Annotated in this window: 17 protein-coding genes; 5 read left to right on the top strand and 12 right to left on the bottom strand. The window is 72.7% G+C overall.

Annotated elements, in window-relative coordinates:
* Nucleotides 1-101 precede the first annotated feature (101 nt).
* The 8 genes from AVL59_RS09610 to rimP all read right to left on the bottom strand — a co-directional run bounded on the left by AVL59_RS09610 (nt 102) and on the right by rimP (nt 11,248).
* Nucleotides 102-3,887 carry a trypsin-like peptidase domain-containing protein gene (locus AVL59_RS09610; protein ID WP_237281464.1) on the bottom strand — a complete coding sequence of 1,262 codons (3,786 nt, stop codon included), beginning with the start codon at nt 3,885-3,887 and terminating at the stop codon, nt 102-104.
* 307 nt (nt 3,888-4,194) lie between these two features.
* Nucleotides 4,195-5,100 (bottom strand): tRNA pseudouridine(55) synthase TruB, encoded by a 906-nt coding sequence (gene truB, locus AVL59_RS09605; RefSeq protein WP_067301569.1) that lies wholly within the window; start codon nt 5,098-5,100, stop codon nt 4,195-4,197.
* Nucleotides 5,097-5,564 carry a 30S ribosome-binding factor RbfA gene (gene rbfA, locus AVL59_RS09600; protein ID WP_067301566.1) on the bottom strand — a complete coding sequence of 156 codons (468 nt, stop codon included), beginning with the start codon at nt 5,562-5,564 and terminating at the stop codon, nt 5,097-5,099. The genes truB and rbfA overlap by 4 nt, the downstream gene beginning before the upstream one ends.
* Before the next feature lie 40 nt (nt 5,565-5,604).
* A complete protein-coding gene (locus AVL59_RS09595; protein WP_067301563.1) occupies nt 5,605-5,898 on the bottom strand; it encodes a DUF503 domain-containing protein in 294 nt (97 codons plus the stop codon).
* Between the two features lie 198 nt (nt 5,899-6,096).
* On the bottom strand, nt 6,097-9,189 hold the full coding sequence (gene infB / locus AVL59_RS47625) for a translation initiation factor IF-2 (protein ID WP_079146599.1): 3,093 nt from the start codon (nt 9,187-9,189) through the stop codon (nt 6,097-6,099).
* Nucleotides 9,190-9,353: 164 nt separating this feature from the next.
* Nucleotides 9,354-9,635, bottom strand: coding sequence for a YlxR family protein (locus AVL59_RS47620; protein WP_079146598.1), 282 nt, complete (start codon nt 9,633-9,635; stop codon nt 9,354-9,356).
* Between the two features lie 102 nt (nt 9,636-9,737).
* Nucleotides 9,738-10,736 carry a transcription termination factor NusA gene (gene nusA / locus AVL59_RS09580; protein ID WP_067301558.1) on the bottom strand — a complete coding sequence of 333 codons (999 nt, stop codon included), beginning with the start codon at nt 10,734-10,736 and terminating at the stop codon, nt 9,738-9,740.
* Between the two features lie 2 nt (nt 10,737-10,738).
* The gene (rimP, locus tag AVL59_RS09575) at nt 10,739-11,248 is read right to left on the bottom strand and encodes a ribosome maturation factor RimP (protein WP_067301555.1); all 510 of its coding nucleotides are present in this window, start codon (nt 11,246-11,248) and stop codon (nt 10,739-10,741) included.
* Between the two features lie 206 nt (nt 11,249-11,454).
* Here rimP and AVL59_RS09570 point away from each other — a divergent pair, with 206 nt between their 5' ends.
* From AVL59_RS09570 to AVL59_RS09560, 3 genes are read left to right on the top strand one after another with little or no spacing between them, the layout of a single operon-like run.
* Nucleotides 11,455-11,964 (top strand): hypothetical protein, encoded by a 510-nt coding sequence (locus AVL59_RS09570; RefSeq protein ID WP_067301552.1) that lies wholly within the window; start codon nt 11,455-11,457, stop codon nt 11,962-11,964.
* Nucleotides 11,961-12,446 (top strand): ferritin-like domain-containing protein, encoded by a 486-nt coding sequence (locus AVL59_RS09565; RefSeq protein ID WP_067301549.1) that lies wholly within the window; start codon nt 11,961-11,963, stop codon nt 12,444-12,446. The genes AVL59_RS09570 and AVL59_RS09565 overlap by 4 nt, the downstream gene beginning before the upstream one ends.
* Nucleotides 12,447-12,494: 48 nt before the next feature.
* Nucleotides 12,495-13,415, top strand: a complete 921-nt coding sequence (locus AVL59_RS09560; protein ID WP_067301547.1) for an aminoglycoside phosphotransferase family protein — start codon at nt 12,495-12,497, stop codon at nt 13,413-13,415.
* A gap of 152 nt (nt 13,416-13,567) precedes the next feature.
* Here the strand turns inward: AVL59_RS09560 and AVL59_RS09555 are convergent, their stop codons facing one another.
* Both AVL59_RS09555 and AVL59_RS09550 read right to left on the bottom strand, forming a co-directional pair.
* The gene (locus AVL59_RS09555; protein ID WP_067301544.1) at nt 13,568-15,271 is read right to left on the bottom strand and encodes a proline--tRNA ligase; all 1,704 of its coding nucleotides are present in this window, start codon (nt 15,269-15,271) and stop codon (nt 13,568-13,570) included.
* Between the two features lie 74 nt (nt 15,272-15,345).
* Nucleotides 15,346-15,876 carry a GNAT family N-acetyltransferase gene (locus tag AVL59_RS09550; protein WP_067301542.1) on the bottom strand — a complete coding sequence of 177 codons (531 nt, stop codon included), beginning with the start codon at nt 15,874-15,876 and terminating at the stop codon, nt 15,346-15,348.
* 104 nt (nt 15,877-15,980) lie between these two features.
* Here AVL59_RS09550 and AVL59_RS09545 point away from each other — a divergent pair, with 104 nt between their 5' ends.
* Together AVL59_RS09545 and AVL59_RS09540 are read left to right on the top strand one after the other, a co-directional pair.
* Nucleotides 15,981-16,769, top strand: coding sequence for an ArsR/SmtB family transcription factor (locus tag AVL59_RS09545; protein ID WP_067301539.1), 789 nt, complete (start codon nt 15,981-15,983; stop codon nt 16,767-16,769).
* Between the two features lie 66 nt (nt 16,770-16,835).
* The gene (locus AVL59_RS09540) at nt 16,836-17,318 is read left to right on the top strand and encodes a hypothetical protein (RefSeq protein WP_237281463.1); all 483 of its coding nucleotides are present in this window, start codon (nt 16,836-16,838) and stop codon (nt 17,316-17,318) included.
* 18 nt (nt 17,319-17,336) lie between these two features.
* On the opposite strand, the gene AVL59_RS09535 is transcribed toward AVL59_RS09540, so the two are convergent.
* Together AVL59_RS09535 and ispG are read right to left on the bottom strand one after the other, a co-directional pair.
* Nucleotides 17,337-18,185, bottom strand: coding sequence for a GNAT family N-acetyltransferase (locus tag AVL59_RS09535; RefSeq protein WP_067301535.1), 849 nt, complete (start codon nt 18,183-18,185; stop codon nt 17,337-17,339).
* 167 nt (nt 18,186-18,352) lie between these two features.
* Nucleotides 18,353-19,510 carry a flavodoxin-dependent (E)-4-hydroxy-3-methylbut-2-enyl-diphosphate synthase gene (gene ispG, locus AVL59_RS09530; protein ID WP_067301532.1) on the bottom strand — a complete coding sequence of 386 codons (1,158 nt, stop codon included), beginning with the start codon at nt 19,508-19,510 and terminating at the stop codon, nt 18,353-18,355.
* Nucleotides 19,511-19,606: the final 96 nt, after the last annotated feature.

Here is a 19,606-nt window from a genome sequence, read left to right as displayed (position 1 = left end):
GTCTACCGTTGACCTCTTGTGCAGGTCTAAGGGTGCCATGCCGGGTGCCCTGGACCCTCATCGGCATAGGGGCTGTGACCGGGCGCACGTTCGCCGACCGGTCAGGCCGGTACTCGCACCCCCGCCAGATTCTCGATCATGCGGCGGGCGCTGGGGCCCACCACCACGGCCCAGTCGTCCGGGGTCTCGCCCAGCCAGCGGGCCACCCGCGCGGCGAAGCCGGGCACGTGCCGGGCGAGGACGACCAGTCCCCAGTCGAAGCGGGTTGCCCCGTCGGGGGTGCGGACGAGGAGGAGGCCGACGCGGTGGACCAGGGCGCGCAGCTCCGCGTCCCGGCCGTCTCCGTGCGGGACCGCCGCGTGCAGGAGGGCGTCCAGGACGTCCGGGTCCTGCTCGTGGATGAGGAGGAAGTCCAGCAGCTCACGGCGCAGGGGGCGGGAGGCGGGGGCGCCGGGGGCGGCGAGCACGGTGGCGAGGGCCGCCCGGACCTGTTCGGCGCCGCCGTCGAGGAGACCGGTGACCAGCGGCAGCAGGACGGAACGAGCGGCGGGGCCCTGGTCGAGACGGCGGTCCACGTACGCGGCCACGTGCCGGGCGGTCTCCGGCCGCGCCCCCACCGCCTCCCGGACGAGAGCGGCGACCCGGCGGGCGAGGGCAGGGGTGGTGACGTCGGCGAGCGCGCGGAGCGCCTCCCCGGCGTCCGCGCCGCGGCGCAGGCGGGCTCGGAAGGCCTGCAGGACGGGTTCCGTGTGGGTGGTCAGGGCCGTCACCAGGGCTTCGGGCGGGAGCTGCGGATCGCCGTCGGCGAAGTGGCGCAGGGCCTCGGGGAGATGGCGGTCGCGGGTGTGCGGGTCGCGGACCAGGAGGGCGAGGGCACCGCCGTGCAGGCTGCAGTCGGCGGGTCGGGCGAGCAGGGCGAGGGCGGCGTAGCGCAGCAGTTCGCGGTCGGCGGCCGAGCGGACGTGCGGGGCGGCTCGGAGCGCGAACGCCACCGCGGCCACCCGGCGGGCGGGGCGTTCGTCGTGCGCCCAGCGGTCCACGGCCCGGCAGATCGCCGAGGGCTCGTCCTCGGCGAGTACGGTCAGCAACTCGTCGGCCCTGCGGTGCGCGCTCTCCACGAGCACCTCGGTGAGGTCGTCCAGGGCGCCGTGCCGGTGTGTGTGCAGCAGAGCCTGCGCTGCGGTCGCCACGGTGGCGTCCGGGGTCGCGGGCAGCGGCCGCTCGTCGGCGAACCAGCGGGCGAGGTGGGGCTGTACGGCGGCGGGGTCGGCGGCGAGCAGCCGCGCCACGGCGTCCAGGTACCGTTCCGCCACGGCCGCGCGCTCGGTCGCCCCGTCGGTGGTGGCAGCGCGCCCGGACCCGCTCCCAGGGGCGCCCGCGCCGCCGGGCTCGTCCACGCCGCGGTCTTTCGCGCCTACGGGCTCACCGGCGCCGCCGAGGGCACCCGGGCCCTCGCGTCCGCCCGGGCCCGAACCCACACGCTCGCCGTGGCCCCGGCCCTCACCCTCACCGGCCGGCTCCACCGGTGCCGCGTCCGCCAGGACCAGCTGCCGCAGCAGTGCGAAGCGCTCGATGCCGGGGATGGGCAGGGCGAGCCAGAAGGCGGGGGCGAGCGCGTCCGGTACGGGCCGCTGACAGTGACGCCAGGCGACGATGCGGTCGGCGAGAAGGCGCAGCACCTCGGTGTACGGCGTCGCGTCCGGAACCTGGAGCAGGGTCCTGGTGAGCAGTCGGCCGGCCCACCAGGAGGTGGGGTCCAGGTCCAGCGCGTCGACCAACTCCCGCAGTCGGCAGGAGAGTTCGCCAGGTCCGCACTGGCGGCCGAGGAGGAGCAGGGCCTGGACGACCGGGCCGATGCGGTGGTGCGGGACGGGGAGCGGGTGGGCGCCCCGAGGAGTGCGGGGACGGTGCACCAGGGCGTGCAGGGCCTCGTCCAGGTCGAGATGCATGCCCTGGATCCAGTCGGCCAGCTCTTCGTGCGCGAAGCGGTAGCCGGCCCCGGCCGGGACCAGGAGGCCTTCGGTGAGGACGGCCGAGGCCCAGCCGGCGCCGCCGCCGAGGCGGGCCGGGGCGGGTCCCCAGGGAAACACCGCCTCGAAGGAGGCGCGGTCCAGCTCGCCCTGGCCGGGTCCGAGGCTGCGCCGGGCGGCCTCGTGCACCTGACCGGCCACCCGGGCGGCGAGCCGCCGTACGGCCGTGCCTCGCAGCCCGTTCTCGGCGGCGAGGCGGACCGCGATGCGCAGGCACATCAGGTCGAGGTGGGCGGCGAAGACCTCGTGCCGGTCGACGGGCCGGGCGGGCGGGGCGTCCGGGAGCGCGGCGCGGACCTCGGAGAGGAGGCGCAGCGTGAGCGGGTGCCGGGCGTCGTGGCCCGTGAGGGCGTCGTCGGGGATGCCGTAGCGGGAACGGGCCCGGCGGGCCTCGTCCTCGGCGAGGTCCGCGAGCCGCACGCACGGCGGAAGGCCGGAGCCGTCGCCCTCCGGGGTGTGGCGGAGGTCCGCCGGGAACTCGGCCCCCGTGCGCTCCCAGTACTCCTCCCGGCACGCCACCACCAGCCGGGCACCGGTCTTCCGCAGCCACTCGGCGGTCCCCTCGGTCCACCGGGACAGCCGGTGGGCGAGGACGGGCGGCATCTCCTCGGGGCCGTCCAGCAGGAGCAGCAGCGGCCGGCCGGCCCGCCCGGCGCAGCGGGCCAGGCGCTCCGGGCCGAGGTCGCCGAGGTCGGCGGGGCGTACGGAACGGGAGGCGGCGACGATCCGGACGGCGCGCTCCAGGGCGCGACGGGCCGCGTCCGCGACCGAGCCGTCGGCGTCCTTCAGGTCGGCACCGCGCAGCCACAGTGTGGGCGCGGGCCGCTCGCAGCGGCTTCGCCGGGCCGCGAGGGCCGCGAGTTCGGTCGTACGACCGCTGCCCGGGGCGCCGACGAGGCCGAGCACGGCGCGGTCGCCGTCGGCGAAGGCCGCCAACTCCCTTGCCACGTCGGCACGTTCGACCGGCTGGACGCGGCCGGGACCGGCCGTGCCGGAGAGGGCGCCCGGCGGGCCGTCCTGGCCCACCGAGGTGGCGGTCAGCTCCAGGACGCCGGCCAGGTTGAGGTCGGCGCCGTACGCGGGCACGGTGGCGGCGTTGCGGGCGAGCAGCTCGGCCAGCGGGCCGTCCGACGGCCTCAGGGACACCGCGAAGCCGGCGTCGTGCTGGGCGGAGCGCAGGGCGGTGCCGAGGATGCCGAGCACCGCGCCGGTGGCGGCGTCGAGCACCGGTCCCCCGGCCGCGCCGCCGCCGAGCCGCAGCGCGTCCCGGCCGGCCGTGCCGATGGCCAGCTCCAGGGCGTCTTCGAGGAGGTGGACGCGGTCCGTTGCGGTGTAGGTCACCTGGGTGGCGGTCAGCACCCGTGCCTCGCGCCAGCAGCCCGCGGCGATCCGGACGTAGGTGCCGGCCTCGACACGTTCCCGGACGGTGAGCGCCAGGGGTTCCACCCCCAGGCCCTCGGTGCGGACGAGGGCCAGATCGAGCGCGGGCAGCGGGGTGACGGCGTCGGCGTCCACCGCGCAGGTGCGGTTCCCCGCGGTCATCAGTACCAGCCGGGGCAGGCCGTCGACGGCCTCGTGGCTGGTCAGGAGGGTGCCGTGGTGGTCGACGAGGAAGCCGACCCCGCGGGGACGGCCGGCCAGGTCGCGGATCTGGACGAGGACGTCTGTGCGAGTGGGCCCGTCGGCAGCCGAGCCCGAGCCGTCCGCGCCGTCCCGGCGGTCCGTGCGCTCCGCGCGGCCCCCGTCGTACTCCGTACGCTTCTCGCCCCGGTGCCCGGCCCGGCTCTCTCCCGGGTGCTCGTCCCGGCTCCGGCCCAAGACGCCGGTACGGTTCGCGTCGCCGCCCCGACCCGCCATGGCCGTACCTCCCCGCCCGTACACACGTGCCCTCGTCCTCGACGGTAGGCGTGTGGTGATCAGCGGGACAGCTCGCGGGGCGAAAGCGCCCCCTTCCGCTCCCCCGCTTCACTCCGAGCGCCTGCCCGGTCGGGTGAATAGGCGGGGGCGGCTGGATACACCCTAGGGGTGGGGGAACCGAGGGGGGACCGTGGAGCGGCGGCAGTGGCAGGACCCCGTGGTCGCCGCTCCACGGGCAGACTCCCGTGCGGACCGGCGCCGACGGCACGGAATCGGTGAGGACCGTGCGGGCCGGCGCGGATTCCGGTCAGCCGAAGACGGCCAGGCTCTTCGCCTTGCCCTTGTGCTCCTCGACCAGTGCGAGGAAGCGGCCCTCGGGGTCGAAGACGGCGACGGCACCCGCCCCCGCGTACTCCTCGGGCATCTCCAGCCGGACGCCGTTGAGTAGCAGCCGGGAGCGCTTGGCGTCCACGTCCCAGCGGGGGAACGCGGCCGCGGCTGCCTCGGCGATCGGCATGACGGTCAGCTCGGCCTGGAGCTGGTCCAGCGTCTTCGCGGAGTCGATCTTGTACGGCCCGACGCGGGTGCGGCGCAGCGCGGTGAGGTGGCCGCCGACGCCGAGGCCGGCGCCCAGGTCGCGGGCGAGGGCACGGATGTAGGTGCCGGAGGAGCAGACCACCGAGACCACCAGGTCGAGCACGGCGGTGCCGTCCTCGGCGACGGCGTCCCGCACGTCGTACACGGTGAAGGCGGAGACGGTCACCGGCCGGGCGGGGATCTCGAAGTCCTCGCCCTCGCGGGCCCGCTTGTACGACCGCACGCCGTCGATCTTGATGGCACTGACCTTGGACGGGACCTGCATGATGTCGCCGGTCAGCTTGGCGATGCCGGCGTCGATGGCGTCCCGGGTCACCTTGGACGCGTCGGTGGAGGAGGTGATCTCCCCCTCGGCGTCGTCGGTGACGGTGTTCTGGCCGAGCCGGACGGTGCCCAGGTACTCCTTCTCGGTCAGGGCGAGATGCCCGAGGAGCTTGGTGGCGCGCTCCACCCCGAGAACGAGGACGCCGGTCGCCATCGGGTCGAGGGTGCCGGCGTGGCCGACGCGGCGGGTGCGCGCGATGCCGCGCATCTTGGCGACCACGTCGTGCGAAGTGAAGCCCGACGGCTTGTCGACGATGACGAGGCCGTCGGGCGTGGTGTGCTTCTGGGTCATTCCGCGGCGTCGCCGTCCGTCTCGGTCTCGGCCGCCTCGTCGTCGGCCGGCTTGCGGTACGGGTCCGCGCCGCCCGCGTACGCCGCACCCGCGGAGGCCTCGCGGACCTTCGCGTCGGACTGCCGTGCCTTGTCGAGGAGGTCCTCGATGGTCCGGGCGGTGTCGGGGAGGGCGTCGGCGACGAAGGTGAGGGTCGGCGTGAACTTCACGCCGGCCGCGCGGCCGACCTCGGAGCGCAGGATGCCCTTGGCGCTCTCCAGGCCGGCGGCCGCCGCCTGCCGCTCCTCGTCGTCCCCGTAGACCGTGTAGAAGACGGTCGCCTCCCGCAGGTCACCCGTGACCCGGGTGTCCGTGATGGTGACGTGCGAGCCGAGCCGCGGGTCCTTGATCCCGCGCTGCAGCTTCTGGGCCACCACCTCCCGGATGAGGTCCGCCAGCCTTTTCGCCCGCGCGTTGTCGGCCACTGGTCCGTCTCCCGTTCTTTCTTCTTCTTGCGTTCTGTGGTCAGTCGTCGTCGCCGTGGAAGCGCCGTCGTACGGACAGCAGCTCCACTTCGGGGCGGCCGGCGACCAGCCGTTCGCACCGGTCCAGTACGTCGGTGAGGTGCGCCGCGTCGCCGGAGACCATGGCCAGGCCGATGATCGTTCGCCGGTGGAGGTCCATGTGGTCCACCTCGGCCGCGCTCACGGCGTACTTCCGCTGGAGTTCGGCGACGATCGGGCGGACGACGGAGCGCTTCTCCTTCAGCGAGTGGACGTCGCCGAGGAGGAGGTCGAAGGACAGAGTCCCCACGTACATGTTGTGTGCCGGTTCACCCGCCGGTACGGGATCGATGGCCCCGGGCCCGTGTGGGCCGGGGACATCAAGAACGGTACCCCGTTCCTGCCGGAGGCTCGACGGGGTTTTACCGCACCCTGGACTCCGCTCGGAGCCCGGGAACGGCGCGCTGGCCGACAGGACCGGAGTCCCGTCGGCCAGCACGAACCGTCGGCGTGATTACGCCCGCGGCTTCTCCCGCATCTCGTACGTCGCGATGACGTCGTCGACCTTGATGTCGTTGAAGTTTCCGAGGTTGATACCACCCTCGTAGCCTTCGCGGATCTCGGTGACGTCGTCCTTGAAGCGACGCAGGCCCTCGATGTTGAGGTTCTCCGCGACCACCTTGCCGTCGCGGATGAGGCGCGCCTTGGTGTTGCGCTTGACCTCGCCCGAGCGGATGAGGACACCGGCGATGTTGCCCAGCTTGGACGACTTGAAGACCTCGCGGATCTCCGCCGTGCCGAGCTCGACCTCTTCGTACTCCGGCTTGAGCATGCCCTTGAGGGCCGCCTCGATCTCTTCGATCGCCTGGTAGATGACCGAGTAGTACCGGACGTCCACACCCTCGCGCTCGGCCATCTGCGCCGCGCGGCCGGCCGCGCGGACGTTGAAGCCGATCACGATGGCGTCGGAGCCCATCGCCAGGTCGATGTCGGACTCCGTGACCGCACCGACACCGCGGTGCAGGACGCGGATGTCGACCTCTTCGCCGACGTCCAGCTGGAGCAGGGAGGACTCGAGGGCCTCGACGGAACCAGAGGCGTCACCCTTGATGATCAGGTTCAGCTGCTGGATCTCGCCGGCCTTGAGCACCTTGTCCAGGTCCTCCAGCGACACGCGGCGCGTGCGCTTGGCGAACGCGGCGTTGCGCTCGCGGGCGGCGCGCTTCTCGGCGATCTGACGGGCCGTACGGTCCTCTTCGACCACCAGGAAGTTGTCGCCCGCACCCGGGACGTTGGTCAGGCCCAGGACCTGGACCGGCGTCGACGGGCCGGCCTCGGCGACGTTGTTGCCGTTGTCGTCGAGCATGGCGCGCACTCGGCCGTAGGCGTCGCCCACGACCATCGTGTCGCCGACCCGCAGCGTGCCTCGCTGGACGAGGACCGTAGCCACGGCACCACGGCCGCGGTCGAGACGGGACTCGATCGAGATGCCCTGCGCGTCCTGGGCCGGGTTGGCCCGCAGGTCGAGCGAGGCGTCGGCGGTGAGGACGACGGCCTCGAGGAGGCTGTCGATGTGCAGACCCTGCTTGGCGGAGATGTCGACGAACATGGTGTCGCCGCCGTACTCCTCGGCCACCAGGCCGTACTCGGTCAGCTGACCGCGCACCTTGGTCGGGTCCGCGCCCTCGACGTCGATCTTGTTGACCGCGACGACGATCGGGACGTCGGCCGCCTTGGCGTGGTTGAGCGCCTCGACCGTCTGCGGCATGACGCCGTCGTTGGCCGCGACGACCAGGATCGCGATGTCGGTCGACTTCGCACCACGGGCACGCATGGCGGTGAACGCCTCGTGACCCGGGGTGTCGATGAAGGTGATCCTGCGCTCTTCGTCGTTGACCTCGGTCGAGACCTGGTAGGCACCGATGTGCTGGGTGATGCCGCCGGCCTCGCCCGCGATGACGTTCGTCTTGCGGATGGCGTCGAGGAGTCGGGTCTTACCGTGGTCGACGTGACCCATGACGGTGACGACCGGCGGACGGACCACCAGGTCCTCCTCGTCGCCCTCGTCCTCGCCGAACTCGATGTCGAAGGACTCGAGCAGCTCGCGGTCCTCCTCCTCGGGGCTGACGATCTGAACCTCGTAGTTCATCTCGCCCGCGAGGAGCTGCAGCGTCTCGTCGGAGACGGACTGCGTGGCCGTGACCATCTCGCCGAGGTTCATCATGACCGCGACGAGGGACGCCGGGTTGGCGTTGATCTTCTCCGCGAAGTCGGTGAGCGACGCGCCGCGGGAGAGACGGATGGTCTCGCCGTTGCCGCGCGGCAGCATCACGCCGCCGACGCTCGGGGCCTGCATGGCCTCGTACTCCTGGCGCCTCTGCCGCTTCGACTTGCGACCGCGACGCGCGGGACCGCCGGGACGGCCGAAGGCGCCCTGCGTGCCACCGCGGCCACCGGGACCACCGGGACGGCCACCGAAGCCGGGACGGCCACCGCCGCCACCGCCACCGGGACCACCGGGACGACCGGCGAAACCGCCGCCACCGCCGCCGCCACCGGGACCACCGGGACGACCGGCGAAGCCGCCACCGCCGCCACCGGGACGGGCGAAGCCGCCGCCACCGGGACGACCGCCGCCGCCACCGGGACGACCGCCACCGCCGGGACCGCGGCCACCGGGGCCACCGCCACCGGGACGCGGGCCGGCAGCGGGACGCTGCGGCATCATGCCGGGGTTCGGACGCGGACCGGCCGGGCCGGGACGCGGACCGCCCTGCGGACGGGGCATGCCGGCCGGGGACGGACGGCCGGAGCCGCCGCCGTGTCCGCCCGGAGCCTGCGGACGCGGACCGCCGCCCTGGGCGCCGGGCGCCTGCGGACGGGGACCGCCACCGGGACCACCGGGGCCGCCGTGGCCGCCCGGCCGGGGTCCGCCCTGCGGACGCGGGGCCTGCGGGCGGGCCATGCCGGTGGAGCCACCGGAGGTGAAGGGGTTGTTACCCGGACGCGGACCGGCCGGACGGGCACCGGGACGCGGAGCCTGGCCACCGGGACGCGGGGCACCCTGGCCCGGACGGGCCTGGCCCTGGCCGGGACCGGACGGACGCCCGCCGGGCTTCGGAGCACCGGGGCGGGCGCCGGGACGCGGACCCTGCGCGGCCGGAGCCTGCGGGGCCTGCGCGGCCGGAGCGGCCGGCGGAGCGGTGAACTCCGGGGCGGCCGGAGCCGGACGCGGCGCGGGCTTCGGGCCCGGAACCGGACGCGGACCCGGCGTCGGCGCGGGGGCCGACGGGGCCACGGGGGCCGACGGAGCAGCGGGCTGCTGAGCCGTCGGAGGCTTGGGGGCCGCCGGCTTCGGGGCAGCCGGACGGGCCGCCTGCGCCGGAGAAGGCGCGGCGGGCTTGGGGGCGGCCTTGCGCGGGGCGGGCTTGCCGGCGGACTTGCCGGAGCCACCCTGGAAGGCGTCGGTCAGCTTGCGTACAACAGGCGCTTCGATCGTCGAAGACGCCGAACGGACGAATTCACCGAGTTCCTGGAGCTTGGCCATGACGACCTTGCTCTCAACGCCGAACTCCTTGGCGAGTTCGTAGACCCGGACCTTAGCCACTTCGCTCCTCTGAGGTCCGGGGAAGCCGGACCGTCGCTAGTTCATGGGCGTACTCATCGCGTACTCATCGAGTGCTCATCGCAATCTCGACCTGCTTTCGACTCGCGAGGTACCAGGCCGCACGGGGGGTTCCGTGCGACTCGCTTTCTTGCCGTGTTGCCTACTCAGCAACTGTCCGTCTGCTCGACGTACTGACGCAACGCCTTTATGTCGAGCGGCCCGGGGACGCGTAGCGCCCGAGGAAACGCCCGGCGGCGCACCGCCTGGTCGAGACAGACCGGGTCGGGGTGTACATACGCACCCCGGCCGGGCAGCGTACCGCGAGGATCGGGAACACATTGCTCCTGATCCGCCACGGTGCGCAGCAGATCGTCCTTGGCCGCTCGCTGCCTGCACCCCACACAGGTGCGCTCAGGGCATGCGCGGGCACGCGTCCGGCCAGACACCGCTAAGTCTACCTCCCCGTACCGACCTCACCCCTCCGGGGGAAAAGTCGAACAGTTGCTCGATATAAGACTGTCGTGATCTCAGCGGTGCACGGCCGAGATCTATTCCCCGGTGCGCTCTCCGGCCTGCTCGGTGTCCGGACGGATGTCGATCCGCCAGCCGGTGAGCCGGGCCGCGAGCCGGGCGTTCTGCCCTTCCTTGCCGATCGCCAGCGACAGCTGGTAGTCCGGCACGGTCACCCGGGCGGAGCGGGAGGCCATGTCGACGACCTCCACCTTGCTCACCCGAGCGGGTGACAGCGCGTTCGCCACCATCTCGGCCGGGTCGTCCGACCAGTCGACGATGTCGATCTTCTCGCCGTTCAGCTCGCCCATCACGTTGCGCACCCGGCCGCCCATCGGGCCGATGCAGGCGCCCTTGGCATTCAGGCCCGAACGGGTGGACCGTACGGCGATCTTGGTGCGGTGGCCGGCCTCGCGGGCGATGGCCGCGATCTCGACCGACCCGTCGGCGATCTCCGGCACCTCCAGGGCGAAGAGCTTCTTCACCAGGTTGGGGTGTGTACGGGAGAGGGTCACGGACGGGCCGCGCACGCCCTTGGCCACCCGGACGACGTACGACCTCAGCCGCAGGCCGTGCTGGTACGACTCGCCGGGGACCTGCTCCTGCACCGGCAGGATGGCCTCCAGCTTGCCGATGTCCACGAGCACGTTCTTCGGGTCGCGGCCCTGCTGGACCACGCCGGTGACGATGTCGCCCTCGCGGCCGGCGTACTCGCCGAGCGTGGCGTCGTCCTCGGCGTCGCGCAGCCGCTGCAGGATCACCTGCTTGGCGGTGGTGGCGGCGATCCGGCCGAAGCCGGAGGGGGTGTCGTCGAACTCGCGGGGCTCCTGGCCCTCCTCGAGGTCCTCCGGGTCCTCCTTCGCCCACACGGTCACGTGGCCGGTCTCCCGGTTGAGCTCCACGCGCGCGTGCCGGCGGCTTCCCTCGGTGCGGTGGTACGCGATGAGGAGGGCCGACTCGATCGCCTCGACCAGCAGGTCGAAGGAGATCTCCTTCTCCCGAACCAAGCCCCGCAGGGCGCTCATGTCGATGTCCACGGCTACGCCTCCTCCTCTTCCTTCATGTCCTTCTTGTCCTTGCGGTTGAACTCGACCTGGACCCGCGCCTTGACGATCTCCGGGAAGCCGAGTCTGCGGGTGGTGGCCTTGCGGCCCTTCACCCCGGGCACCTCCACGTCGATGCCCTCCTCGTCGACCGCCAGGATCCTGGCGGTCACCTCACCGCCCTCGGCCAGCTGGAACTTCACGAGCCGGTCGGTGGCGCGGACGAAGTGCCGGTGCTCGCTGAGAGGGCGCTCCGCGCCGGGGGTTCCGACCTCCAGGTCGTACGCGTCGTCGCCCATCGCGTTGGTCTCGTCGAGCTTCGCCGAGAGCGCGCGGCTCACATCGGCGACCGCGTCCAGATCCGCTCCGGTGTCGGAGTCGACGACCACACGCAGCACCCGCTTGCGTCCGACGGAGTCCACGGCGATCTCTTCGAGATCCAGCCCCTGGGAGGTGACGAGCGGTTCCAGCAGCTCTCGCAGCCTCTCGCTCTGGGTGGTGCTCATCCGGGTGACTCCTCGGCCGCGTGTGCTGTTGTGGGATGGGTCGCGTGTCTGGTCAAAGGGTATCCGGTCGCGGGGAGTGTTGCCGTCCACCTGTGTCCGGACGGTGCCGGTGAGTGGTGTGCGCGGGGCGCGCGGGTACGGTGATCACGGGCGTGCCGCCCGTTGCTGTTCTTCCTTTCGTACGAGTCGCCCCGAGGACGTCTGCAGTGCCGTACCCTCCGCCGCCGCGCACCCCCTCGGGGCCGCGCAGAAGAACCCTGCTCGCCTCGGCCGCCGGGGCCGCCCTGCTGGTCGGCTGCTCGGCCGGTCCGGACCCGGCGCACGCCGGCGGCACCCCTTCGGTGACCGCACGGGTACGCGCGCGTGCGGCCCTGGACAGCGCGGGGCTGCTGGAGCACTACGACGCGGTGCTCGCCGCCCATCCGGCGCTGGCCCGGCGGCTGCGGCCGCTGCGCGCCGAGGTCGCGGCGCACGCGTCGGCCTTCGGCGGGACCTCGGCCACCAAGTCCCCCTCCCCCAAGGCCTCCACGGCGTCCCCGACGGTGCCCGCCGCCGAGAAGGACGCGCTCGCCGAGCTCGCCGCAGCCGAGCGCGCCCTCGCCGACCGGCGGGCGAAGGCCCTGCTGGACGTGGAGGGCGAACTGGCCCGGCTGATGGCCTCGGTGGCCGCGGCCGGGGCGGTGCACGCGTATCTGCTGACCGAGGGGGCCAAGTGAGCGACGAGGCCAAGAAGGCCGAGCTGACCGCCCTGCAGGAGGCGCTGGCGGCCGAGCACGCGGCGGTGTACGGGTACGGCGTCGTCGGCGGGCGCGTCGACGAGCGGCGGCGGGTCGAGGCGCGGGCGGCCTACGCCGCCCACCGGGCCCGCCGGGACGCGCTGGTGCGCGAGGTGCGCGACCTGGGCGGCGAGCCGGTCGCGGCGAGCGCCGCCTACGCGCTGCCGTTCCCGGTGCCGGACGCGGCCTCCGCGGTGCGGCTGGCGGCCCGGCTGGAGGAGAGGGTGGCCGGGGTGTACTCGGACCTGGTGCGGGCGGCGAGCGGCCCGCGGCGCGGCGCGGCCGCCGGGGCGTTGCGCGAGGCCGCGGTGCGGGCGGTGCGCTGGAGCGGGGAGAGCGTAGCCTTCCCTGGGCTCGCCGAGCGGGCCGGTGACGAAGCGGGTGCGGCCGGACCCCGTACCTCGGCGTCGCCGACGACGTGACCGCGCAGCCGCCCTACGGCAGGCCCAGCAGGAAGGAACAACTCGCGCATGGCTTTCGAACCGCCCCAGCGGCTGGTGCGGGCGCTCGGTGAGACGGCGCCCGCCGGGGACGACTGGCTGGCGCGGCTGCCCGAGGCGGCCGAACGGGCGGTCGCCCGGCGCGAGTTGAGCGTGGAACGGCTCCAGGTACCCGGCGGGCGCAGCAGCCTGGTGGTGCTGGTCCGGCGGGCGGACGGCAGCCCGGCCGTGCTGAAGCTGGCCCCGCCCCGGGCCCGCCCGGAGAGCGAGCGGGCGGCGCTGGCGCACTGGGCCGGTCTGGGGGCCGTGCAGCTTCTGCCGGCGGAGGCCGAGAACGCCGCCGAGGACACGGCCGAGGGAGCGCTGCTGCTGGAGCGCCTGCACCCCGACGTGTCGGTGCGGTCGCTGCCGGAGGCGAAGGCCCTGCTGGAGGCCGCGGGGACGCTGCGGCGGCTGTGGGTGGAGCCACCGGCCGGCCATGCGTTCGAGACGGTGGCGGAGCGGACCGGGCGGCAGGCCGAGGCGATGCGGGCGAGCGCCGAGGCCGATCCCGAGGCGGCCGCGCTGGTGGACGCGGCGCTCGCGGCGCGCGAGGAGCTGTTGGCCGCGCCGCCCGAACACCGCTTGCTGCACGGCACGTTCCGGCAGAGCAAGGTGCTCGCCGGGGAGCGGATGCCCTGGCTCGCGGTGGGCCCGGACCCGGTGGTCGGCGAGTGCGCCTTCGACCTGGCGCGGCTGGTGCGGGACCGGGTGGAGGATCTGATCGCCGTGCCGTCCGGGGCGGCCACCACCCGGCGGCGGATCAAGCGGCTCGCGGAGTCGCTGGACGTGGATCTGGAGCGGCTGCGGGGGTGGACGCTGTTCCGGGCGGTGGAGTCGGGTGTGCGAGCGCTCCGCGTGGGGCGGCCGAAGGATGCGGAGCTGTTGCTGGAGTTTGCGGGGTGGCTCTAGGGCGGTCCGGGGTGGTGCGGGCCGTCGTGACACTGCGGGTCGCGTGCGGTTGCTCGCGCCCCCTTTTATTGCAGCTGGGGCCTGCCGAGAAGGCTCTCGGACGGAAAGCTGTGGGCCGCGCCCCTTTCGGGGCGCGGCACGGCGGGGTGTGATCAGGCCGTCAGGCGGGCGATCGCTTCCTCGACGGAGAGCTCCTCGCGCTCGCCGGTCCTGCGGTCCTTCAGTTCCAGCACGCCCTCGCCGGAGCGGCGGCCGGCGACCAGGATCTGGGGCACGCCGATCAGCTCGGCGTCGGTGAACTTCACACCCGGGGAGACGCCCGCCCGGTCGTCGACGAGGACGCGGACGCCCGCGGCGGCCAGCTTCTCGGCGACGTCGAGCGCCAGCTCGGTCTGCAGCGCCTTGCCGGCCGCGACGACGTGCACATCGGCCGGGGCGACCTCCTTGGGCCAGCACAGGCCGTGCTCGTCGGCGGTCTGCTCGGCGATCGCGGCGACGGCGCGGGAGACGCCGACGCCGTAGGAGCCCATGGTGACGCGGACCGGCTTGCCGTTCTGGCCCAGCACGTCGAGCTTGAGGGCGTCGGCGTACTTGCGGCCCAGCTGGAAGATGTGGCCGATCTCGATGGCGCGGTCCAGCTTCAGGCCGGTGCCGCACTTGGGGCAGGGGTCGCCCTCCTGCACGACCACGACGTCCACGTACGCGTCGACCTCGAAGTCACGGCCGGCGACGACGTTCTTGGCGTGCGTGTGCTCCTTGTTGGCGCCGGTGATCCAGGCGGTGCCGGGGGCCACGCGCGGGTCGGCGATGTACGTGACCTTCTCGCCCAGGCCCTGCGGGCCGACGTAACCGCGGACCAGGTCGGGGCGGCCGACGAAGTCCTCGGCGGTGACCAGCTCGACGGCGGCCGGGGCGAAGTGCGCCTCGACCTTGTCCATGTCGACCTCGCGGTCACCGGGCACGCCGACGGCGATGATCTCGCCGTCCACCTTGACCAGCAGGTTCTTCAGCGTGGCGGAGGCCGGGACGCCGAGGTGGGCGGCGAGGGTCTCGATGGTCGGGGTGTCCGGGGTGGGGATCTCCTCGGCGGCCGGCACGGCGGAGCCGTCCACCGGCTTCAGCTCGTAGGCGATCGCCTCGGTGTTGGCCGCGAAGTCGCAGTTCGGGCAGTCCGCGAAGAGGTCCTCGCCGGCCTCGGCCGGGGCCAGGAACTCCTCGGACTTGGAACCGCCCATCGCGCCGGCGGTGGCCGCGCAGATGCGGTAGTCGAGGCCGAGCCGGTCGAAGATGTTCTGGTACGCCTGGCGGTGCAGGGCGTAGGACTTGGCCAGGCCCTCGTCCTCCAGGTCGAAGGAGTACGAGTCCTTCATCAGGAACTCGCGGCCGCGCAGGATGCCGGCCCGGGGACGGGCCTCGTCACGGAACTTGCTCTGGATCTGGTAGAGGATCACCGGCAGGTCCTTGTAGGACGTGCACTGGTCCTTGACCAGGAGGGTGAAGATCTCCTCGTGGGTGGGGCCGAGGAGGTAGTCGCCGCCCTTGCGGTCCTTCAGCCGGAAGAGCTCCTGGCCGTACTCGTCCCAGCGGCCGGTCGCCTCGTAGGGCTCGCGGGGCAGCAGGGCGGGGAGCGAGACCTGCTGGGCGCCGATGGCGTCCATCTCCTCGCGGACGATCCGCTCCACGTTGGACAGGACCTTCATGCCGAGCGGCAGCCAGGACCAGATGCCGGCCGCGGTGCGGCGGACGTAACCCGCGCGGACGAGGAGCTTGTGGCTGAGGACCTCGGCGTCCGCCGGGTCGTCGCGCAGCGTCTTCGCCATCAACTGGGACATGCGCTGGACCGGTGCGTTCGCCATGGTTCTCGTACTCCTGCCGGGAAAACGGTGATGGCTAGGAGGTTAGCCGGGCTTGCTGTGCCGGTGGAAATCGGTTATCTCCGCCGCAGCGGCAGGGGGGCGCCCATCACGGCGTAGGGCTTGGGGGCGCTCGGGAAGTGGACCTGGCGGGCGAGGTCGACGTAGCCGAGGGAGTGGTAGAGGCCGCGGGCGGGGCTGTCGGTGTCGATCGCGGAGAGGATCGAGCGGGGCTCGCCGGCGCCGTCGGTGATCGTCGTGATCAGGCGGCGGCCGATGCCGCGGTTCTGGTGGCCGGGGTGGACGTGCAGCTCGGTGATGACGAAGGAGTCGTCCAGCCAGAAGTCGTTGTCCCGGGCGCGCAGATAGGGCTCCACGACCGTGGACCACCAGTGGGTGCGCGAGTTGGGCATGCCGTAGACGAACCCCACGAGGCGCCCTTCGCTGGTCGCGCCGAGGGCGCGCGCGCCCGTGTACTGCATGTGGCGCTGGACGATCTGGCGGCGTACGGCCACCTCGTCGGGGCCGAGTCCGAAGGCTACGGCTTGGACTGCCAAGGCCTCGTCTACGTGGGCTGAGAGGTCCAGGGGGCCGATCACGACGTCCATGCGGGGGAGCGTACAGGGCAGGTGGCGCCCGCAGCCCGGGCACCGTTTGACATTAGGCAGGTAAATGCCTGCATAATCGAAGGGTGAGCCACGAAGCGAGAGCGATGGACTCGGTCTTCAAAGCGCTGGCCGACCCCACCCGACGACTCCTGCTCGACCGTCTGCGCGAACAGAACGGGCAGACGCTGCGAGAGCTGTGCGAACGCCTGGCCATGACACGCCAGTCGGCGACACAGCATCTCGACCTTCTCCGGCAGGCCGACCTCGTCACGGTCGTACGGCGCGGACGGGAACGGCTCCACTACCTCAACCCGGCCCCGATCCACGAGATCGAGGAGCGCTGGATCTCGGAGTTCGACAAGCCCCGCCTGCAAGCCATCAGTGCCATCAAGAAACAGGCAGAGGAGTACGCCATGACCGACACACCCGCATCCGTGCCGACGTACGTCTACGTCACCTACATCCGCGCCAGCGCCGAGCAGGTGTGGCGGGCCCTGACGGACGCCGACCTGACGGCACGCTACTGGGGCCACGCCAATGTCTCGGACTGGCAGCCGGGCTCGGACTGGGAGCACCGGCGGGTGGACGGATCGGGCACCGTCGACGTCTTCGGCCGCGTGCTGGCGGCCGAACCCCCGACGCGCCTCGTCATCACCTTCGACGACGCCCCCGACGCCGAGCTGCCCCGCGAGCCGTCGGTCGTCACCTTCCTCGTCGAGCCGCACCACGACATCGTCCGTCTCACCGTCACCCACGAGAACCTCGCCAACGAGGCGATGTTCAACGGGATTTCGCAGGGTTGGCCGGCCGTGCTGGCGAACCTCAAGTCGCTGCTGGAGACCGGGGAGGTCCTCCCGCAGGCGCCGTGGGAGATGCATCGTGCGCACAGCTGAAACGGCACGACGATCACGAGGACAGCTAGGACAGCAAGGACAGCGACGACGGCGAGGAGCAGACTGATGGACACCGCATCGCTTCGGGACGCCTACCGCGCACTGCTGGAGGCCGCCGCCACAGTGGCCGGCTCCGGCGCGAAACCCGTCCCGCCGGCCGGTGAGTGGAACGCCGACCAGATCCTGGCGCACGTCACCCTCGTCAACGGCGCCACCATCACCGCGGTCTCCGCCGTCACCGCGGGGGCGAGGACCACGTACGACAACCGCGTCGCGCTCGACACCTGGACCATCGAACGCGCCATCGCGCTCGCCGGCGGCAACGCGGGGCTCCGGGAGCGCATCCGGATCCAGGCGGACGCCCTGTGCGCACTCGGCGGGCCGATGCTGAGCGAGGCCGAACTCGACACCCGGGTGCCCAGCCTGCTCCTCTCCGCCGACACGCTTCTGGTCGATCGGCCCATGCCGCTCAGGGACCTCATCACGGGTCTCGCCGACGTGGAACTGCCCGGCCACACTAAGCAGCTCCTGGCCCTGCTGCCGGAGTGAACCAGGCCTCTTCCCCCTCTAGAAGAGGATGCTCATGAACGCGCCGACCTCCTGGAACCCCACCCGCCGGTACGTCCGTCGCGCCGCCGTGTTGAAGTCGTTCACATAGAGGCTGACCACGGGGGCGACATCCGCCAGGGCGTAGCGCAGGACCGCCGCCATGCCGGGGACCGCCAGGCCCTTCCCCCGGTATTCGGGGGCGACCCATACGCCCTGGATCTGGCAGGCCTGGGTGGTCGCCGCGCCGATCTCCGCCTTGAAGACGACCTTGCCCTGTTCGTCGACACGGGCGAAGGAGCGGCCGGAGCCCACGAGCTCGGCGACCCGGGCCTGGTAGAGCAGGCCGCCGTCCCCGGCCATCGGGGAGACGCCGACCTCTTCGGTGAACATCGCCACGCACGCCGGCATGATCGTCTCCATCTCGTCCTTGCGGATGCGTCGGACGTACGGATCCGGGGCGATGTCGACGGGCATGCGGTCGGTGACCATCAGGGGCTGCTGGGCGCGGACCTCGCGGGCCGGGCCCCAGTGCGGTTCCAGCAGGCGCCACAGGGCGGCGGTGGATTCGGCGGGGCCGACGATGGAGGAGCAGCGCCGACCGGCCCTGCGGGCCCGGTCGGCGAAGGCGCGCACGGCGCGCGGGGTGGCGCAGATGGGCACGAGGTTGGCGCCCGCGTAGCACAGGGACGTGAGCATGCCGTCCTCGTACCAGCCCCACATCTCGCCGCCGAGGCGCCACGGGTCGAGGCCCGCGATCTGGACCCGTGAGGTCACGAAGGCGTTCGCGACCGGCTCGCGGTCGAGGACCGCGAGCGCGGCGTCAAGGTCGCTCGGATCGAGCACCCGTGAGGTGGTCTGGGTCAACACGTGCGGGGCCTCACGCTGGGGTTCTGCTGATCTCCGCACTATAGCTGCGCCGCTTGGCCGGTGCGCCTCGGAGCCAGGGGGTTCTGGTCTGCGGGCGGCTGCCGGTCTCCTGTGGCCGGTCGCGCGGTTCCCCGCGCCCCTTTCGGGGGCGCGGCCCCACTGAGACCTCAGCCCGCCACCGACACGGACGGCTCGCCGGACACGACGCCCTCGGCCTCCATCTTTTCCGCGAGCTTCATGGCCTCCTCGATGAGGGTCTCCACGATCTTGGACTCGGGGACGGTCTTGATGACCTCGCCCTTGACGAAGATCTGGCCCTTGCCGTTGCCGGAGGCGACACCGAGGTCGGCCTCGCGGGCCTCGCCGGGGCCGTTGACGACGCAGCCCATGACGGCGACGCGCAGCGGGACCTCCATGCCGGTCAGGCCGGCGGTGACCTCTTCGGCGAGCTTGTAGACGTCGACCTGGGCGCGGCCGCAGGACGGGCAGGAGACGATCTCCAGGCCGCGCTGCTTGAGGTTCAGGGACTCCAGGATCTGGATGCCGACCTTGACCTCCTCGGCGGGCGGGGCCGACAGGGAGACGCGGATGGTGTCGCCGATGCCCTGGGAGAGCAGGGCGCCGAAGGCGACGGCCGACTTGATGGTGCCCTGGAAGGCCGGGCCCGCTTCGGTGACGCCGAGGTGGAGGGGGTAGTCGCACTGCTCGGCGAGCTGGCGGTAGGCCTCGATCATGACGACCGGGTCGTTGTGCTTGACGGAGATCTTGATCTCCCGGAAGTCGTGCTCCTCGAAGAGGGACGCCTCCCACAGGGCCGACTCGACCAGGGCCTCGGGGGTCGCCTTGCCGTACTTCTGCAGCAGGCGCCTGTCGAGGGAACCGGCGTTGACGCCGATACGGATCGGGGTGCCGTGGTCCTTGGCGGCCTTGGCGATCTCCTTGACCTTGTCGTCGAACTGCTTGATGTTGCCGGGGTTGACGCGCACGGCGGCGCAGCCGGCCTCGATCGCGGCGAAGACGTACTTGGGCTGGAAGTGGATGTCCGCGATGACCGGGATCTGCGACTTGCGGGCGATGGTCGCGAGGGCGTCGGCGTCGTCCTGGGTGGGGCAGGCCACGCGGACGATCTGGCAACCGGAGGCGGTCAGCTCGGCGATCTGCTGCAGGGTGGCGCCCACGTCGGACGTGCGGGTCGTGGTCATCGACTGGACCGAGACGGGCGCGTCTCCGCCGACCGCCACGGATCCGACCTGGATCTGCCGGCTCTTCCGGCGCTCGGCGAGCTTGGTCGGAACGGACGGCATGCCGAGAGAAATCGCAGTCATCTGCTGTGCAACCCCAAGTCGTGGATCAAGGTCCGGTCCCGTGAACGGCGGGCTCCAGGCTTCGAGGTTACGGCACCGGGCCCCGCGCCAGCACAT

This window comes from Streptomyces griseochromogenes, from assembly GCF_001542625.1.
GTDB classification, from domain to species: domain Bacteria; phylum Actinomycetota; class Actinomycetes; order Streptomycetales; family Streptomycetaceae; genus Streptomyces; species Streptomyces griseochromogenes.
This window is presented reverse-complemented; position numbering and strand designations above follow the sequence as displayed.

Bases quoted from the DNA above. Each gene is read 5' to 3' on its own strand.
- AVL59_RS09610 (WP_237281464.1), bottom strand. From the start codon at position 3,887: ATGGCGGGTCGGGGCGGCGACGCGAACCGTACCGGCGTCTTGGGCCGG.
- truB (WP_067301569.1), bottom strand. From the start codon at position 5,100: ATGACCCAGAAGCACACCACGCCCGACGGCCTCGTCATCGTCGACAAG.
- AVL59_RS09595 (WP_067301563.1), bottom strand. From the start codon at position 5,898: ATGTACGTGGGGACTCTGTCCTTCGACCTCCTCCTCGGCGACGTCCAC.
- rimP (WP_067301555.1), bottom strand. From the start codon at position 11,248: ATGAGCACCACCCAGAGCGAGAGGCTGCGAGAGCTGCTGGAACCGCTC.
- AVL59_RS09560 (WP_067301547.1), top strand. From the start codon at position 12,495: ATGGCTTTCGAACCGCCCCAGCGGCTGGTGCGGGCGCTCGGTGAGACG.
- AVL59_RS09555 (WP_067301544.1), bottom strand. From the start codon at position 15,271: ATGGCGAACGCACCGGTCCAGCGCATGTCCCAGTTGATGGCGAAGACG.
- AVL59_RS09550 (WP_067301542.1), bottom strand. From the start codon at position 15,876: ATGGACGTCGTGATCGGCCCCCTGGACCTCTCAGCCCACGTAGACGAG.
- AVL59_RS09545 (WP_067301539.1), top strand. From the start codon at position 15,981: ATGGACTCGGTCTTCAAAGCGCTGGCCGACCCCACCCGACGACTCCTG.
- AVL59_RS09540 (WP_237281463.1), top strand. From the start codon at position 16,836: ATGGACACCGCATCGCTTCGGGACGCCTACCGCGCACTGCTGGAGGCC.
- ispG (WP_067301532.1), bottom strand. From the start codon at position 19,510: ATGACTGCGATTTCTCTCGGCATGCCGTCCGTTCCGACCAAGCTCGCC.